At 41.3% G+C, this 16755-nt stretch carries 13 protein-coding genes, 17 tRNA genes and 2 rRNA genes; 1 reads left to right on the top strand and 31 read right to left on the bottom strand.

What is annotated here, in order from left to right:
* Positions 1-5: 5 nt before the first annotated feature.
* From HNR63_RS02385 to queG, 6 genes are all read right to left on the bottom strand, one after another.
* A complete protein-coding gene (locus tag HNR63_RS02385) occupies positions 6-305 on the bottom strand; it encodes a rhodanese-like domain-containing protein (RefSeq protein WP_043965835.1) in 300 nt (99 codons plus the stop codon).
* 144 nt (positions 306-449) lie between these two features.
* Positions 450-1610, bottom strand: a complete 1161-nt coding sequence (gene yhbH, locus HNR63_RS02380; RefSeq protein WP_042534636.1) for a sporulation protein YhbH — start codon at positions 1608-1610, stop codon at positions 450-452.
* A 219-nt stretch (positions 1611-1829) separates the two neighbouring features.
* Positions 1830-3725, bottom strand: coding sequence for a PrkA family serine protein kinase (locus HNR63_RS02375; RefSeq protein ID WP_042534638.1), 1896 nt, complete (start codon positions 3723-3725; stop codon positions 1830-1832).
* Positions 3726-4006: 281 nt separating this feature from the next.
* Positions 4007-4480: a tRNA (uridine(34)/cytosine(34)/5-carboxymethylaminomethyluridine(34)-2'-O)-methyltransferase TrmL gene (gene trmL / locus HNR63_RS02370; protein ID WP_085789612.1), complete on the bottom strand. Its 474-nt coding sequence runs from the start codon at positions 4478-4480 to the stop codon at positions 4007-4009.
* Between the two features lie 11 nt (positions 4481-4491).
* Entirely contained in the window at positions 4492-5349 is an 858-nt protein-coding gene (locus HNR63_RS02365; RefSeq protein WP_085789611.1) for an amidase domain-containing protein, read from the bottom strand.
* Between the two features lie 58 nt (positions 5350-5407).
* The gene (gene queG, locus HNR63_RS02360) at positions 5408-6544 is read right to left on the bottom strand and encodes a tRNA epoxyqueuosine(34) reductase QueG (RefSeq protein ID WP_181519674.1); all 1137 of its coding nucleotides are present in this window, start codon (positions 6542-6544) and stop codon (positions 5408-5410) included.
* Between the two features lie 60 nt (positions 6545-6604).
* Here queG and HNR63_RS02355 point away from each other — a divergent pair, with 60 nt between their 5' ends.
* Positions 6605-7267: a B3/B4 domain-containing protein gene (locus tag HNR63_RS02355; protein ID WP_181519673.1), complete on the top strand. Its 663-nt coding sequence runs from the start codon at positions 6605-6607 to the stop codon at positions 7265-7267.
* Between the two features lie 80 nt (positions 7268-7347).
* On the opposite strand, the gene HNR63_RS02350 is transcribed toward HNR63_RS02355, so the two are convergent.
* The 25 genes from HNR63_RS02350 to HNR63_RS02230 all read right to left on the bottom strand — a co-directional run.
* A tRNA-Gly gene (locus tag HNR63_RS02350) sits at positions 7348-7421 on the bottom strand.
* 377 nt (positions 7422-7798) lie between these two features.
* Positions 7799-8479: a glycoside hydrolase family 16 protein gene (locus HNR63_RS02345; RefSeq protein WP_246316728.1), complete on the bottom strand. Its 681-nt coding sequence runs from the start codon at positions 8477-8479 to the stop codon at positions 7799-7801.
* A 132-nt stretch (positions 8480-8611) separates the two neighbouring features.
* Positions 8612-9640 (bottom strand): LacI family DNA-binding transcriptional regulator, encoded by a 1029-nt coding sequence (locus tag HNR63_RS02340; RefSeq protein WP_085789551.1) that lies wholly within the window; start codon positions 9638-9640, stop codon positions 8612-8614.
* Positions 9641-9730: 90 nt separating this feature from the next.
* A complete protein-coding gene (locus HNR63_RS02335) occupies positions 9731-10564 on the bottom strand; it encodes a carbohydrate ABC transporter permease (protein WP_042534649.1) in 834 nt (277 codons plus the stop codon).
* A 20-nt stretch (positions 10565-10584) separates the two neighbouring features.
* A complete protein-coding gene (locus tag HNR63_RS02330) occupies positions 10585-11511 on the bottom strand; it encodes a carbohydrate ABC transporter permease (RefSeq protein ID WP_042534651.1) in 927 nt (308 codons plus the stop codon).
* Between the two features lie 60 nt (positions 11512-11571).
* Positions 11572-12861, bottom strand: coding sequence for an ABC transporter substrate-binding protein (locus HNR63_RS02325; RefSeq protein WP_181519672.1), 1290 nt, complete (start codon positions 12859-12861; stop codon positions 11572-11574).
* A 169-nt stretch (positions 12862-13030) separates the two neighbouring features.
* Positions 13031-14392: a GH1 family beta-glucosidase gene (locus HNR63_RS02320; protein WP_181519671.1), complete on the bottom strand. Its 1362-nt coding sequence runs from the start codon at positions 14390-14392 to the stop codon at positions 13031-13033.
* A 299-nt stretch (positions 14393-14691) separates the two neighbouring features.
* Positions 14692-14776 (bottom strand) — tRNA-Leu (locus HNR63_RS02315).
* A gap of 51 nt (positions 14777-14827) precedes the next feature.
* Positions 14828-14913 (bottom strand) — tRNA-Leu (locus tag HNR63_RS02310).
* Positions 14914-14924: 11 nt separating this feature from the next.
* Positions 14925-14998: transfer RNA gene (locus tag HNR63_RS02305), tRNA-Cys, on the bottom strand.
* 11 nt (positions 14999-15009) lie between these two features.
* Positions 15010-15081: transfer RNA gene (locus HNR63_RS02300), tRNA-Gly, on the bottom strand.
* A 5-nt stretch (positions 15082-15086) separates the two neighbouring features.
* Positions 15087-15161 (bottom strand) — tRNA-Gln (locus HNR63_RS02295).
* A gap of 17 nt (positions 15162-15178) precedes the next feature.
* Positions 15179-15254, bottom strand: a tRNA-His gene (locus HNR63_RS02290).
* Between the two features lie 10 nt (positions 15255-15264).
* Positions 15265-15338 (bottom strand) — tRNA-Trp (locus tag HNR63_RS02285).
* Between the two features lie 4 nt (positions 15339-15342).
* Positions 15343-15427: transfer RNA gene (locus HNR63_RS02280), tRNA-Tyr, on the bottom strand.
* Between the two features lie 5 nt (positions 15428-15432).
* Positions 15433-15508 (bottom strand) — tRNA-Thr (locus HNR63_RS02275).
* A gap of 58 nt (positions 15509-15566) precedes the next feature.
* A tRNA-Phe gene (locus HNR63_RS02270) sits at positions 15567-15642 on the bottom strand.
* A 5-nt stretch (positions 15643-15647) separates the two neighbouring features.
* Positions 15648-15723, bottom strand: a tRNA-Asp gene (locus HNR63_RS02265).
* Positions 15724-15728: 5 nt separating this feature from the next.
* Positions 15729-15805, bottom strand: a tRNA-Met gene (locus tag HNR63_RS02260).
* Positions 15806-15863: 58 nt separating this feature from the next.
* Positions 15864-15939, bottom strand: a tRNA-Val gene (locus HNR63_RS02255).
* A gap of 6 nt (positions 15940-15945) precedes the next feature.
* Positions 15946-16017: transfer RNA gene (locus HNR63_RS02250), tRNA-Glu, on the bottom strand.
* Between the two features lie 21 nt (positions 16018-16038).
* Positions 16039-16129 (bottom strand) — tRNA-Ser (locus HNR63_RS02245).
* A 5-nt stretch (positions 16130-16134) separates the two neighbouring features.
* Positions 16135-16209, bottom strand: a tRNA-Asn gene (locus HNR63_RS02240).
* Between the two features lie 15 nt (positions 16210-16224).
* Positions 16225-16341, bottom strand: a 5S ribosomal RNA gene (gene rrf, locus HNR63_RS02235).
* A gap of 117 nt (positions 16342-16458) precedes the next feature.
* Positions 16459-16755, bottom strand: a 23S ribosomal RNA gene (locus HNR63_RS02230); the annotation flags it as partial.

Raw genomic sequence — 16755 nt, 5'->3', positions numbered from 1 at the left:
CCCTCCTATCGTTCGATCTCACCTGTCCACTCAAGCATACCACCCGTCATATTCACGACCTGGTATCCGTAGCTTTCTAACAACTGACAAGCCATACCACTTCGATTTCCTGAGCGACAAACGAGAATATGCTCCTCATTTTTATCAATTTCATTCATTCGCTCAAGCAATTGACCGAGCGGAATGTGGCGTGCGCCTGGAATTTTCCCATGCGCCACTTCTTCATATTCGCGCACGTCAATAATGCTAAGTGCACGCCCCTCTTTTAATTGTTGCTCTAGTTCTTGTGGGGAGATATGTTTCATTTTCCTCACCTCTCTATACTCATAAGGGTATATTTCATCGTAAAAAAATAATTTATTACCATTACCTCTATGAGTATATTACAAAACCCCCACCCGTTTGTCAACTGTTTTTTCGCAAAAAAAAACCTTGTATCACACAAGGGTTTAAACAAGCGTTTTCTGTTCTTCTTTTCGGAAAAAGTTTCTCATCGCCTGCAACACATCCGATTTTTGTTTTAAAATGTAATAGCGAAATTTTTCATCTTTAATATGTTTGTACGCTGACATGAGCGTAGAATGACGATTGTACTGATTCACTTCCCCGTATCCGAACATATTCGATACTTTCATTAACTCTTGCACAAGTTTGACGCAGCGAGCGTTATCAGACGTTAAATTATCGCCATCGGAAAAATGGAACGGATAAATATTATATTTTGTCGGGGAGTATTTTGTTTCAATCACTTCTAGCGCTTTGCGATACGCTGATGAACAAATAGTTCCACCGCTTTCCCCTTTTGTGAAAAATTCTTCTTCTGTTACGATTTTTGCTTCGGTATGATGAGCGATAAAAACAATATCGACTGTTTCATATTTCGTGCGCAAAAATCGCGTCATCCAAAAGAAGAAACTTCTAGCCATATACTTTTCCCATACGCCCATCGATCCGCTCGTGTCCATCATCGCAATGACAACCGCCTTCGAATCTGGCTTGATGACTTCATTCCACGTTTTAAATTTTAAATCTTCTGGATAAATTGGATAAAAGCTTGGATTACCGCTTAATGCATTTCGTTTAAACGCAGCCATCATCGTTTTTTTCTTATCAATATTTCCCATTAATCCTGTTCGACGAATATCATTAAATTCGATATGTTGAACAACGTGATCTGCGTGTTGCTTTTTCTTTAAATCTGGAAGTTCCAATTGACTAAACAAAGCTTCTTCTAACTCCATTAAAGACACTTCTGCTTCATAATAGTCTTGCCCTGCTATATCACCTGCTCCTTGACCTTTTCCTGGTCCTTTTTGACCGTCGCCAGAACCGTCGCGCGCAATCACATCGCCAACTTGACTGTCCCCATCGCCTTGGCCGACATGTTTATTTTTGTCATAGTTATAACGAATTTTATATTCATCTAACGAACGAATCGGTATTTTTATGACATCGCGACCATTTGACATAATAATGCTTTCTTCTGTAATTAAATCGCCAAGATTATTTTTAATCGCTTCTTTTACCTTTTCTTCGTGCCGTTTTTGATCATCGTGGCCTTTTCGATGGAGGGACCAATCTTCTTTTGACACAACGAAGTTTCTACTCATTTTTTTCCCCCCTACATGTAAAATAATGATGCACACTTTCCCTTTTCCTCGCATACAATATGTTGGCTTTGAAAAATAATGAATGAATGGTTGGTTACTTTATCCTATGCAGCGAACGAAAAAAATTGACAAATGATTTCGAAAATTACCCGAATCCCTTTCTTTTAGACAAGCCTGTTTTCTAAAATGATAAAACAAAGCATGCCAAGTGCGGCATGCTTATCTGTTTAATAAACTTCCAACATAACGAAGCAATTCATTTGCCGAAGTGGAATTGTAACCGTACTCATCGATCAAACGGGCGACAACTTCATTAATTTTCTTTAGTTGTTGTTCATCCGGCGTTTTTGTTGATGTCGTAATTTTGACGATGTCTTTTAAATCGGCAAATAGCTTTTTCTGAATCGCTTCGCGTAACCGTTCATGTGAATTATAATCAAAACGCTGACCTTTGCGCGCATATGCCGAAATACGAATTAAAATTTCTTCACGGAACGCTTTTTTCGCATTTTCCGAAATGCCAATTTGCTCTTCAATCGATCGCATTAACTTTTCATCTGGATTCATTTCTTCTCCCGTTAACGGATCGCGAATTTTCGCTTTGTTGCAGTATGCTTCTACATTATCTAAATAATTGTCCATCAACGTTTTTGCCGATTCTTCATACGAATAAACAAACGCTTTTTGCACTTCACGCTTTGCAATTTCGTCGTATTCTTTTCGCGCAATCGAAATGAAGTTTAAATAACGTTCCCGATCTTCTTTTGAAATAGACGGGTGATGCTCTAATCCTTCCTTCAATGCTCGTAATACATCTAGCGCATTAATGGACGGCACTTCTTTCCGAATAATACAAGACGAAATGCGATTAATGACATAGCGTGGATCAATGCCGCTCATTCCTTCATCCGGATATTCTTTTTTCAATTCCTCTACATCGACTTCATTAAATCCTTCGACAAGCTCACCGTCATACAAGCGCATTTTTTTTACAAGGTCAATATCGCCACGTTTCGGCTCTTTCAAACGCGTTAAAATCGTAAACATCGCGGCTACCCGTAACGTATGCGGTGCAATATGCACGTCCGCCACATCACTTTCACGAATCATTTTTTCATAAATGCGTTCTTCTTCTGACACTTTTAAGTTATATGGAATTGGCATAACGATAATGCGCGAATGAAGCGCCTCGTTCTTTTTATTCGCAATAAATGAACGATACTCTGTTTCGTTCGTGTGAGCAACAATCAATTCATCGGCACTAATAAGCGCAAAACGTCCTGCTTTAAAGTTTCCTTCTTGCGTTAAAGAAAGCAAATGCCATAAAAACTTTTCATCGCACTTTAACATTTCTTGAAATTCCATAATGCCGCGATTTGCTTTGTTTAACTCCCCATCAAAGCGATATGCGCGCGGATCCGATTCTGACCCATATTGAGCAATCGTAGAAAAATCAATGCTTCCGGTTAAATCAGCAATGTCTTGCGACTTCGGATCGGATGGGCTAAACGTCCCAATTCCAACGCGCTTATCTTCTGAGAAAAAGATGCGTTCGACCATCACATCTTCAATGCGCCCACCATATTCTTTTTCAAGCCGCATCATATTTAATGGCGACAAATTTCCTTCGATACGAATGCCATACTCTTTATAAAACTCATCGCGCAAGTTGTGCGGAATTAAATGAAGCGGATCTTCATGCATCGGACATCCTTTAATGGCATATACGGCGCCACGATCCGTATATGAATACGCCTCAAGCCCTCGCTTTAACATCGTCACAAGCGTTGATTTTCCACCGCTTACCGGTCCCATTAACAACAAAATGCGCTTTCGAACATCTAAACGTTTAGCAGCTGGATGAAAATATTCTTCCACAAGCCGCTCTAACGCTTCCTCAAGTCCAAACAATTGCCCGCTAAAAAAGTTGTATTTTTTCTTTCCGTCTATTTCTTCTACCCCGGCATCTTTAATCATATTGTAAACGCGAGAATGAGCAGACTGAGCTACCCACGGCTTTTCTTTTACGATTTCCAAGTACTCCGCAAATGTCCCTTCCCACTTTAATTTTTGTTCTTCTTCTCTATATTTTTGTATTTTTTTTAAAATGTCCATACACGGACCTCCTCCACCTTTGATGTCTAGCGTCATGATTAATACCATATGTATGCGAGGATGTCCGTAATCATTCGCGAAAGTATGACTTTCATCCCTCTATACAATTAAGCTATAATGAAAGCGTGGACATTTTATTGTCACTTCATAAGGGAGGAGATTTCATATGAAAACACTTCTTGTTCTTGGCGTCATTTTCGCCTTCTTGGCTGCGATCTTCACAGCAGGATATAACGATAAGCCGGAAGTAAAAAATTAAGCGACTTTCATTCGAAAGTCGCTTAAAATACATTTGGAAAGTTTTGTTGTCTTAACGCCTCATATACAAGAATGGCTGCTGTGTTCGATAAATTGAGTGAGCGAACGTATTCGTTCATCGGAATGCGTAAACAACGTTCCATATTGTTTTCGATTAAGTCTTTTGGCAAACCGCTCGTCTCGCGACCGAAAACGAAAAAGTAATCTTTCGTTTGATCACTATAGTCAAACGATGTGTAATATGTTTGACCAAACTTTGTAATAAAGAAAAATTCACCTTCTTTATATTTATCAAAAAGCTCTTGTAATGAATCGTAATAGTGAATATTTACATATTCCCAATAATCTAATCCGGCACGCTTCAACATTTTGTCATCCGTTGAAAATCCGAGTGGACGAATTAAATGTAAAGACGTTCCTGTTGCTGCACATGTACGTGCAATATTGCCCGTATTCGCTGGAATTTCTGGTTGATATAAAACGACATGTAAAGCCACATTCTTCACTCCTATATATGATCAATAATATGAAAAAACTTATATTGAATATTTGGCGTATAAGCTGTGGAATCTTCATACGACCAATAACGCATGCGACTATTGGACGTATGGGCATTCACAAGCGGCATCCCTTGTTTATCTTTGGCAACGACGATCGTCGTATGATCAAATCGCCCGTCCCCTTGAAAATCATAACAAATGACATCACCGAGAGACAACTGTTCTGGTGATTTTTTTTCAATAGCTTGAATGCCCGTTTTCGATCCGCTTAAATACCAACGAAACGCATGTGCGACCGTCCACGTATAGCTCCAATCGTTTTTGCGCATCCACCATCCTTTTGTTTTATTTGGATAGCCCATCATCGGAATGCCGCCTGCATGCAAACATTGTGAAACAAAATTTGTACAATCCACGGGAAATGTATGAAACGCGGGGTTATGATCGTTCCACCATATTTCAGCATACCGAACGGCTGCTAGTCGATCATAAGTATAACGGATGCGTTCATCATCATCACGTTCTTCTTTCTTTTCGATTTGTTCTGTTTCAATCGTTGGTAAAACAAGGCGATGGCTAACAAGTTCCCGCCCCTCGAATACAGCTTCGCGTACCTCTTGTTGTTCTTCAACATACATCCATCCGCTTTGCCAAATGAAAAAACGAAAATGAATAACATAGCGAACAAACGTATATGGAGCAATGTACTTTTTTTCGATAATTGTACCTTTTCCTTCACATTTCACAAGCTTTGCATTGCGCTTAGCGAACAGCTTTCTTTTTCGTTCCATTTCTTCATCTGCCACGTCGCTGACAAAAAAATGACGGACGCGTTCATGAAGAAGATCGTGCAGTTGTTTTCTCATTCCGTTCCCCACTTTTTCGTTTTTTTATTACGTTATGTCATAGATGAACGAAAAACAACTACACGTTTTCAAACATCGCTAATGCTTTTTCGATTTCACGAATGACGTCTTCATCTTGTTCCCTTTGTTTCGCTTGTTGTAGCATCGGTACAACTTTGCGATTTCCGATTTTCCCAAGCGCCCACGCGGCCGTTCCGCGAATGACTGGGCGTGAATCTTCTTGAAGCAACGTGAATAAATCATCAATTGCACTTTCATCTTTATAGTGGGCTAATGCAATGATCGCATTTCGTTGAATCGGTTTTTTCCCGCGCCATGCGCCAGATATATGTCCAAATGTTTCTTTAAACTGACGATTTGTCATACGAAGAAGCGGTTTTAATAAAGGCTTCACAATCTCTGGATCTGGCTCCATCTCTGGATGGAAGTGAAAGTCTTTTCCCTTATTTTTCGGACAAACGAGTTGACACGTATCACACCCATACAATCGGTTTCCGATTTTATCGCGAAATTCATCAGGGACAAACGTTTTCGTTTGCGTTAAAAAGGCAATGCACCGCTGTGCATTCAACTGTCCGCCTTGTACAAGCGCTCCTGTCGGACAAGCATCAATGCAGCGCGTGCACGTCCCACATTCGTCTTCAATTGGCGTATCTGGAGGAAATGGGATATTCGTAATCATTTCACCTAAATAAACGTATGAACCAAATTCATGTGTAATAATCGAGCAATTTTTTCCACTCCATCCGATCCCTGCCCGTTCCGCGACCGCACGATCTGCCAATTCTCCTGTATCAACCATTGATTTCACTTTTGCATCTGGCACGCGTTCTAAAATAAATTGTTCTAATTTTTGCAGCCGCTCGCGCAAAATGACGTGGTAATCTCGCCCCCAAGATGCTCGACAAAAAATTCCGCGACGCTCTTTTTTTGTACTTCGTGGAGCATTTTTTAATTTCGACGGATATGCAAGGGCGATAGCGATAATAGAACGTGCTTCTGGAAGCAATAAAGATGGGGTTGTCCGCTTTTCAATGTCAGGCTCTTCAAATCCTGATTGATAGCCAAGTTGTTGCTGCTGACGTAACCTTTCTTTTAACTCAAAAAACGGATCAGCACTTGCAAAACCGATTTTATCAATGCCGATCGTTCGGCTATATTGAATGATTTCTTCCTTTAGCGCTTCAACGTCCATCTCCCATCCCTCCTTCCCACTTTGTTTATGTTACAATGTAAAGAAAAAGGAGTGAACGATATGTTAACCATTTGCGACAGCATTAAACAACATATTTCCGATTTTAAAATCGGAGTGCTTACATATGAACACATCGTCGTCGGGCCATCTCCTAGCATGTTAAAGGGGAAACTTCGTCAATTTCAAGAGCTGTTATATTTTGATATGGAACAAACTCCGTTAGCTGAATGGCCAGAAGTGAAAGAATGGCGGTCTGTATTTAAACAAATTGGCACAGATGCAAGCCGATACCGTCCGTCATCGGAAAGTTTGCTTCGGCGCGTACAAAAGCAAACTTTTATTCCATCCATTCATTCAGCTGCTGATGTCAATAACTTTTTTTCCTTATATTATAAACTACCGATCGGCATTTATGACCGAGATCATCTTATAGGAGATATCGTTGTCACGATCGGTACACAAGCAGATGAATATATCGGCATCAATGATCGCACGACAAATTTTGAACGAAAACTTGTCTCAAAAGACGCTAAAGGGGCATTCGGCAGTCCAGTCGTCGACTCAAAGCGAACGATGGTTACGGAACAAACAACACATGCGATTCAAATCGTATACTTTCCCCCATCATTCACAGAAACACAATGCGAACAAATGCTACAAGCGATGAAAGAGATGTTTATCCAAATTCACGGCGGTACAGCACATACACAACTCGTTAAATAATGCATGCGGGGCAAGCGAAATAAAAAAACGCAATGCCCCGTTCATCTTCGAAACGAAACACTGCGTTGTCCCCGTATGTATGGAGCGGGTGATGGGAATCGAACCCACGACATCAGCTTGGAAGGCTGAGGTTTTACCACTAAACTACACCCGCACATGCAGAAAAAGTAGAAATTTGTCGAATAAGATGCAAAAATAAAAAACAGGAATCCCTGTTTTTTAATTACGCTTTATATTATATCGACTTCCGTAGGACAAGTCAATACTCTTTTTACAATTATAAATCTGAATCGTATAGATTCAGGATGAAGGATCAGAAGCATGGTGGTATTCCGCTTTTTCGTAAACCTTTACATACTCCACTTCCATTCTTGCAGGAAAAATATTGTTCTTATCTGGCTCCCCATCATACCACCCACCGACAGCTAAATTCAATATGGGATAAAAAGGTTGATCGAACGGGGCTGGATAAGTAAATTTTTCACCATTCATACTATTTATGCTATACCAATTATTTAATTTTTGGAACAATTACCCATTTACATACCAACGAATTTCACCTGGCTCCCATTCAACGGTATAAGTATTAAATTCAGTTATACTTTGTCCATCTGGAAAATGATAATCTTTCGCGGTATACGTATTATTCGGCCACTGACTTCCGTAGTGAATCGCCCCTCCAATTTTCGTTGGATTAGAGCCACCAGCTTCCATAATATCGATTTCACCTGAAGCTGCCCAGCCACCATATACATCTTTTTCTGGCATCATCCAAAATGCTGGCCAATATCCTTTTCCTTCCGGCAACTTTATTTTCGCTTCGAATTTTCCGTATTTCTGAGAAAACTTTCCTTTTGTATGAATTTTTCCAGATGTGTAATTATATACTCCATGATCATCAGAAACAGTTTCTTTTCGAGCCTCAATGATTAACTTTCCGTCTTTGACACTTACATTTTCTTTCTGATAGTATTGTAACTCTTGATTCCCCCAACCGGATACGTATGTTCCATCATCAGTAGTGAACCCGTTTCCGATATCATAGTTCCATTTTGACGTGTCTAATTGATCACCATCAAACTCATCCTCCCAAACTAAATTCCATTCTGAATCAGTTTGAGACTCGATCATATTTTTTTCTTCGATGTCAATGAGAAATATGATTCCCGCTACAGTCAAAAATAACACAACCCCGTACAATACTCCCTTCATCAAATGCCTATCCTCCCCATACAAGAAGATAAAAAACTAGCTTGTCATCCTTTCAAAAACGAAACGATTTAAAAGTTTGAAAGGAAAGACAAGCTTCAAATTGCTTACTACACATCTTCTGATAACCGTTTCTCATGTCATCCCGTACAATCGATTGCTCCCACAAGATTCACGAATAATTAATTCCGGTTCAACCATAACCGCTTTCGGCTGAAATTGGCGGTGTATAATATCCCTTAACATATATGCAGCAAGCCGTCCGATTTTCTCTTTATCTTGACGAACGGAAGTTAAAGGGGGATCGGTATAATTGCATGCATCAATATCATCGCACCCAACGATCGCAATATCTTCAGGTATTTTTAACCCGTGTTCCTTCACCGCTTTCATTGCACCAAATGCCATTAAATCCGATGCTGCAAATACCGCTTCAGGATGATGTGACGAGCGCAATATTTTTTTCATCGCCTCATAACCACTTTCCATAAAGAAATCCCCTTCGGCAAACCACTCTTCATGAATCGTTAACCCAAATTCCTTCATTGTATTACGAAATCCTTGTTCGCGAATTTTTGTCACTTGCGCGCCCGGCAAACCACCAATGTAGCCGATATTCCGATAGCCACATAAGTAAAAATGCTCTACTACTTTCGCAGAAATTTTATAGTTATCTGTCATAATGTACGCAGAACGATTCCCTTCAAGCGGAATATCTATCCCGATACATGGGATGTCGCTCATGTCTAAACGATAAATAGATGGCTGCACTTTTTCACCACTAATAATGATTACTCCATCTACTTTATAGCGCATCGAACGCTCATAATAATCTTCCTCCCCTTCTTCAAATTGTTCGTTTGAAAAGAAGAGGAGGTCATAGCCGAACATTCCCATTGTTTTCTTGAAAGAGTTCATCACTTCAATAAAGAATGGATGGTTAAAATCCGCATTGATCTCCCCGGCGTAAATAACACCAACTACTCTCGACTTATGAGCGGTATCTTTTTGAATGCGAGCAGCCACATACCCGGTCTGCTCCATAATTTCCAACACTCTTTTTTTTGTTTCTTCACCGACATCATGATAGTTATTTAATACTTTTGATACCGTACCTGGTGACACACCCGCTAATTTTGCAATTTCTTTAATGGTAATTTTCATACGATCCCTTCTTACCTTCATCAATCTTGCCCTTATTATAACATAAATTTTCTGTTAAAAATGAATGCGCTTTAGTTAGCGGCTATGTCACTATTGTTTGACCGATCCTTGCGTCAAGCTTGAAATGAACAACTTATTAAACATTAAAAATACGACGACTAAAGGCAATGTTGCCCAAAATGTTCCCGATAAAATCATGCCATAGTCTTTCACGTATGCGTCTTGAAGAGCACGAATAGCAATTTGAATCGTGTAGCTTGACTCGTCTCTTAACACAGTTAACGGCCATAAGAAATCGTTCCATACGAACATAAATGTTAAAATACCAAGCGTCGCAAAAGCTGGTAAAATCGAAGGAACAACGATATTCCAATATACACGGAATATACTGCATCCATCAATTTTTGCTGCTTCAATTAGTTCATCAGGAATCGCATCTTTAATATATTGACGCATCCAGAAAATACCGAACGCATTCACTAAACCTGGAATGATAATTGCTTTTAAATCGTTTAACCAACCTAACTTTGTAATAATGAAATATTGCGGGATTAATCCTAATTGTGGCGGAATCATCATCGTAATTAAAATGACAGCAAACAGCTTTTCTCGCCCTTTAAACTGCAACTTAGCAAATGCAAAGCCTGCTAAAGAACTAAAGAATAACACCCCCAGCGTCGTTAAGCTAGCAACAACAAAGGAGTTCCACATCGCCCCGAAAAAGTCGACGTTTTCTAATACGTTTCGAAAGTTTTCTACTAGCTTATCTCCCGGTACAACAGCTGGTGGTAATTTGTTAATGACATGGTTCGGCTGCGTTGCCATGACAAACATCCAGTACAACGGAAAAACAGATAGTAACGCACCGATAATTAACAACACATGGATTGTTACTTTATTCACAAATCCTTTTTTACGTAACATCTTTATTCACCTCCATGTTTTTACTTGCCCGATTTATCTAAACGATTGGACGCGAAAAAGTTAATTGTCGTAAATACAATGATGAGTAAAAATAGCGAGACGGCTGTCGCAGATGCTGTTCCGAACGCGTTATTCGAGAACGCTTCTCTCCATAAGTACAACACGATCGTCATGCTTTCTTCTCTAAATCCACTGCCGAAAATAAGCGGTTCCGCAAAAATTTGTAGCGACCCGATCGTTGCTGTAAATACGACGAATACGATAATCGGCTTTAACATCGGCACAGTAATGAAAAGAAACTGCTGCCATTTTTTCGCTCCATCAATTTCGGCTGCTTCATAAAGATCTTTCGGAATACTTTGCAATCCTGCTAAGAAAATAATCGAGTTATATCCAACCCATCTCCAAAAAATCATCGTCGCAATCGCAATTTTCGCTCCCCATTCAGACGTTTGCCAGCTTACTGGCGAAATTCCAAACAAGCTAAGTGTGGCGTTTACTAACCCTGCTTCTTGTTCGCTAAATAAAACGGTAAAAACAATCGCAACCGCAACAATCGACGTTACGTTTGGTACAAAATAAGCGACACGAAATACACTTTTAAACTTGACCATCGCTGAATTTAAAGCAACGGCTAAAATTAAAGCGGCGATTAACTGTGGACCTGTTCCTAATAAACCGATTACAATCGTGTTATAAATCGATTTCCAAAATAGTGGATCAGTAAAAATGAGCGAAAAGTTTTTCACTCCGACAAATGTCATTTCACCGAACCCATTCCATTTTTGAAACGCTAAATAAAAGCTAAACAGCATTGGAAAAGCGCCGAAGATCGCAAATAAAAGAAAGAAAGGAGAAATAAATAAGTAGCCAGCTAATGCTGTTTTTTTCTTATCACTCAATCCTTTTGGACGGACAGTTGCGTTTGTATGATTATGGGATACCATTTATATTTCCCTCCAAAAATCATAGTAGGGGGAAGGGAATAAATCCCTCCCTCACGTGTTTTATTGACGTTCAAGTTGACGTTTAATACGTTTAATTGCTTCTTCCCATTCTTTTTCTGGGTCAGCTTTTTTCTTCTGTACGTTTGTCAACGCTTTGATGATTTCGCCTTGAACGAGTCCGTAGTTTTTACCCATATACACTGTTTTTACTTTTTGTGCTGCTTCTGCAAATACTTGAGCTGTATTTACTCCACCAAAGTACTCATCTTTGTAATCTTTAAACTCAGGTGCATCATATACAGAAGGAGTAGATGGGAATAAGCCCATATCTTTAAACGATTTCAATTGTTGTTCTGGCGCTACGAGCCATTGAATGAAGTCATATGCTTCTTGCGGATGCTTTGATTCTTTTGGAATCGTTAAATAAGAACCGCCCCAGTTTCCTGCCCCACCTGGCATGTTTGTAATGAGCCACTTGCCTGCTGAATTTGGTGCGTTTCCTTTCACAACTCCTTGCATCCATGCAGGTGCAAGCAACGTTGCATAGCTTCCTTTTTCCATCGCGTTACCCCATTCCGGAGTCCACAATCCGTTGCTGCCAAGGTAACCTTTTTGAATTAAGCTAACTGTATAGTCGTACGCTTGTTTAATGTACGGTTCTTTTTCTATAAGCAATTCTTCTTTTTCGTTAAAATATTGCACAGGAGCTTGGTCACGTAATGCGTTGTACACAAGTTCAACGTTGTCTGCAATTGGTTTTCCTGTTTTTTCTTTAATTGTTGCAGCTACTTCTGCATATGCATTCCAGTCTGGAATTAACTTTGCAACTTCAGCTGGATCTGTTGGAAGTCCTGCTGCTTCAAACACGTCAGCACGATAAAACATAGCTGTTGGCCCAATATCTGTCGGAAGACCAAATAAGAAGCTTCCATCTGCGCTTTCACCGATGCGCCATTTCCAATCTAAATACTTATCCTTAATGTCTTTTGCACCAAAATCGTATAAGTTATAAAAACGATCTTGTGCCTCACGATAACGTTCAATATTGTTTACTTCAATCATCGCGATGTCCGGTGCGCCACTTCCTGCTGATAACGCTGTAAATAATGCGTTATGATGATCGTCAAACTGCGTGGATTGAATTTTAATTTCAACATTTGGATGATCTTTCATATATTCTTCAGCTAGTTTTTCATAACCAGTGCTTCCGAATACCCACATGTTCAACTTGACTTTTTCACTTGAACCTTTATCTTTTGATTCGTTCTCACTTTGAGATTGATTGCTGCACGCTGTCGCGAACATAAAGACAACTGCTAACAACAACATGAGAGCTCGTTTCTTCATCATTCTTTCCCCCTCGCTTTTTCACAATATGTGTTCATACCGTTTACACCTTTCATTTGCCCATTTGCTTGTTTCACGTTATAATTCCTTTAGTTTTCTTCGTAGTAGCGGCCAATCCCCGACACTTCCCGCTATGACGAAGAAAACTTCTTCCCTTCCCCCATCACCTCCTTTATTTATCTTTTTCTGCTTTCAATCCGTTGTTCATGATCGTTTCCTTGTACCATAATGCACTCTTTTTCGGAATGCGCTCTAGCGTTTCATAATCCACGTATACAATCCCAAAGCGCTTATCATATCCAAATGCCCACTCAAAATTATCGAACAGCGACCATACATAATATCCTTTTAAATTGACGCCTTGTTCAATCGCGCGGTGGCAAGCGATTAAATGCTCTCGTATATAAGCAACTCGCTCATCATCTTCTACTTCACCTTGTTCGTTGACGCGATCTTTGTATGCAGCACCGTTTTCGGTAATGTATAATGGAATATCGCCATAATCTTTTTTCAATCGCACCATTAAATCAAATAAACCGTTTGGATTCACTTCCCAATTCATATCCGTCACAGGTCTTCCTGTGCTCACATGTTCAAATACGATCGGTTCACGGTCACCTTTTTTCCAATCTTTTAATGTTGCTGTTGAATAATAGTTAAATCCGAAAAAGTCGATCGGTTGCTGAATCGTTTGTAAATCTCCCTCTTTGTAAACGTCTGGTAAATAATCTTTATACACTTCTAACATATCTGCTGGATATTGTCCCTTAAATACAGGATCTAAAAACCAACGATTCATAAAGCCGTCCCATTTTCGAGCGGCATCAACTGCTTTTTCATCTTTCGGATCGACCGCATATCCAGGTGTCAAATTCAACGTAATACCAATTTCCCCATCTTTCGGACCGATTGCTCGAAACGCTTTTACCGCTTCCCCGTGTGAGAGAAGAACATGATGTGCTGCTTTTAAAAATGATGTAAAGTTTTGAATCCCTGGGGCATGTTCGCCATTCCCATATCCTAAATAGGTGACAACCCACGGCTCATTATGCGTAATCCATTTTTTCACGACATCCCCAAGATTCTCGTAAAGGAAAGCAGCGTATTCTTGGAAGTAGTGAACGATATCACGATTTTCCCAGCCACCTTTCTCTTGAAGAGCTTGTGGCATATCCCAATGATAAATGGTCAACATTGGCTCGATACCGTTCTCTAGCAGCTCATTTACAAGACGCTTATAAAAATCTAAACCTTTTTCGTTAAACTTCCCTGGCGTTTCACAATAAAGTCTCGCCCAACTAGTCGAAAATCGATACGCTTTCAAATGAAGCGCTTTCATTAATGCGATGTCTTCAACATAACGATTGTAATGATCAATTGCAATATCGCCATTATCCCCATTCGCTATTTTGCCAGGAATGCGGGAAAAGTGATCCCAGATCGAGTAAATTTTATCTTCTCCAGTCGCTGTTCCTTCAATTTGATACGATGAAGTTGCAGCTCCCCAAATAAAATCTTTCGGAAACTGAAGCATAATTTCGAACCTCCTGCGAAATTTTTCGTAAAACAACAAATCAAAAAAGCGCTTTCTTTCATTTGTTTCGTAACTTAATCATAATAACAATTGACGTATAAGTCAATAAAATCTTTTCCCCCTAAACGAAAAATTATAATAAAACATGAAATAAATATATTTCTTCTACGAAAATTTTCGTAAAATATAAAAGCTAAAAGGATGAAAAAGCAAAGCTGGAGCGTCCTGGAGAAAAGGAAAAGTATAAGAGGAAATAAAAAAAGGATCCCTGTGTGCAACAGGAATCCTCAAATATTCAGTGCCGATGGTGGGAGTCGAACCCACACGGGGGGCTACCCCACACGATTTTGAGTCGTGCGCGTCTGCCAGTTCCGCCACATCGGCATGAGACAATTAAATTGTATCATGCAAGCTTGCTTTGTCAAGACTTTTCAGTGCCGAGGGCCGGACTCGAACCGGCACGGTAGTCACCTACCGCAGGATTTTAAGTCCTGTGCGTCTGCCAATTCCGCCACCCCGGCGCATAAAAAAATGGAGGCGGCAACCGGATTCGAACCGGTGGTAAAGGTTTTGCAGACCTCTGCCTTACCACTTGGCTATGCCGCCATAAAACGAAGAGCGGAAGACGGGACTCGAACCCGCGACCCCCACCTTGGCAAGGTGGTGTTCTACCACTGAACTACTTCCGCATATATGGCTGGGGTAGCTGGATTCGAACCAACGCATCACGGAGTCAAAGTCCGTTGCCTTACCGCTTGGCTATACCCCAACGTTTTAAAATGTATATGGGGCGACTAGTGGGAATCGAACCCACGAATGCCAGAGCCACAATCTGGTGCGTTAACCACTTCGCCATAGCCGCCATGTTTTTTTGGCAGGGGCAGTAGGAATCGAACCCACACCGGAGGTTTTGGAGACCTCTGTTCTACCATTAAACTATGCCCCTAAAATGGTGGAGGGGGACGGATTCGAACCGCCGAACCCAAAGGGAGCGGATTTACAGTCCGCCGCGTTTAGCCACTTCGCTACCCCTCCGCGGATGGTGCCGGCTGCAGGACTTGAACCCGCAACCTACTGATTACAAGTCAGTTGCTCTACCAATTGAGCTAAGCCGGCATAATATGAAGTGCATCAAACTTTTAGATGAAACAAACTAAGCCGACATCATTCAAAATGGTGGCTCGGGACGGAATCGAACCGCCGACACAAGGATTTTCAGTCCTTTGCTCTACCGACTGAGCTACCGAGCCATACATGGCGGTCCCGACGGGACTCGAACCCGCGATCTCCTGCGTGACAGGCAGGCATGTTAACCACTACACTACGGGACCAATATTGGTTGCGGGGGCAGGATTTGAACCTGCGACCTTCGGGTTATGAGCCCGACGAGCTACCTGGCTGCTCCACCCCGCGACGATGAAATAAAAAACTATTCAATGGAGAAAAATGCATCAATACACTTTATAACATATGGTGGAGGATGACGGGATCGAACCGCCGACCCCTTGCTTGTAAGGCAAGTGCTCTCCCAGCTGAGCTAATCCTCCAAAAGATGACCCGTACGGGATTCGAACCCGTGTTACCGCCGTGAAAGGGCGGTGTCTTAACCACTTGACCAACGGGCCATATACCATTTCCTAAGTGGCTGGCGGAGAGCAAGGGATTCGAACCCTTGAGACGCTCATCACGTCTACACGATTTCCAATCGTGCTCCTTCGACCACTCGGACAGCTCTCCGTAAATGGCTCCGCAGGTAGGATTCGAACCTACGACCGCTCGGTTAACAGCCGAGTGCTCTACCACTGAGCTACTGCGGAATAATATATCATCTTGCCCGGCAACGTCCTACTCTCGCAGGCGGTGTCCCGCCAACTACCATCGGCGCTGGAGAGCTTAACTTCCGTGTTCGGGATGGGAACGGGTGTGACCTCTCCGCCATCGTCACCGAGCAATAATGCTTTAGACAAATGTTATTATAACGGAATATTTTTTGTTGTCAAGCTTTTTTTATTCCTTCAAAACTAGATAACAGGGGGTGCGTAGTCGCCTACGCTTTTCTTGTGTGTTTAGTTAAGTCCTCGATCGATTAGTATCCGTCAGCTGCACGTGTCGCCACGCTTCCACCTCGGACCTATCTACCTTGTCATCTTCAAGGGATCTTACTCGCTTGACGCGATGGGAAATCTCATCTTGAGGGGGGCTTCACGCTTAGATGCTTTCAGCGCTTATCCCTTCCGCACATAGCTACCCAGCTGTGCCCCTGGCGGGACAACTGGTACACCAGCGGTGCGTCCATCCCGGTCCTCTCGTACTAAGGACAGCTCCTCTCAAATTTCCTACGCCCGCGACGGATAGGGACCGAA

The sequence above is a fragment of the Anoxybacillus ayderensis genome (assembly GCF_013761015.1).
GTDB lineage: Bacteria > Bacillota > Bacilli > Bacillales > Anoxybacillaceae > Anoxybacillus > Anoxybacillus ayderensis.
This window is presented reverse-complemented; position numbering and strand designations above follow the sequence as displayed.

Bases quoted from the DNA above. Each gene is read 5' to 3' on its own strand.
- queG (WP_181519674.1), bottom strand. From the start codon at position 6,544: ATGGACGTTGAAGCGCTAAAGGAAGAAATCATTCAATATAGCCGAACG.
- HNR63_RS02320 (WP_181519671.1), bottom strand. From the start codon at position 14,392: ATGCTTCAGTTTCCGAAAGATTTTATTTGGGGAGCTGCAACTTCATCG.
- yhbH (WP_042534636.1), bottom strand. From the start codon at position 1,610: ATGAGTAGAAACTTCGTTGTGTCAAAAGAAGATTGGTCCCTCCATCGA.
- HNR63_RS02355 (WP_181519673.1), top strand. From the start codon at position 6,605: ATGTTAACCATTTGCGACAGCATTAAACAACATATTTCCGATTTTAAA.
- HNR63_RS02325 (WP_181519672.1), bottom strand. From the start codon at position 12,861: ATGATGAAGAAACGAGCTCTCATGTTGTTGTTAGCAGTTGTCTTTATG.
- HNR63_RS02345 (WP_246316728.1), bottom strand. From the start codon at position 8,479: ATGAAGGGAGTATTGTACGGGGTTGTGTTATTTTTGACTGTAGCGGGA.
- HNR63_RS02365 (WP_085789611.1), bottom strand. From the start codon at position 5,349: ATGAGAAAACAACTGCACGATCTTCTTCATGAACGCGTCCGTCATTTT.
- HNR63_RS02375 (WP_042534638.1), bottom strand. From the start codon at position 3,725: ATGGACATTTTAAAAAAAATACAAAAATATAGAGAAGAAGAACAAAAA.
- HNR63_RS02340 (WP_085789551.1), bottom strand. From the start codon at position 9,640: ATGAAAATTACCATTAAAGAAATTGCAAAATTAGCGGGTGTGTCACCA.
- HNR63_RS02335 (WP_042534649.1), bottom strand. From the start codon at position 10,564: ATGTTACGTAAAAAAGGATTTGTGAATAAAGTAACAATCCATGTGTTG.
- HNR63_RS02385 (WP_043965835.1), bottom strand. From the start codon at position 305: ATGAAACATATCTCCCCACAAGAACTAGAGCAACAATTAAAAGAGGGG.
- HNR63_RS02330 (WP_042534651.1), bottom strand. From the start codon at position 11,511: ATGGTATCCCATAATCATACAAACGCAACTGTCCGTCCAAAAGGATTG.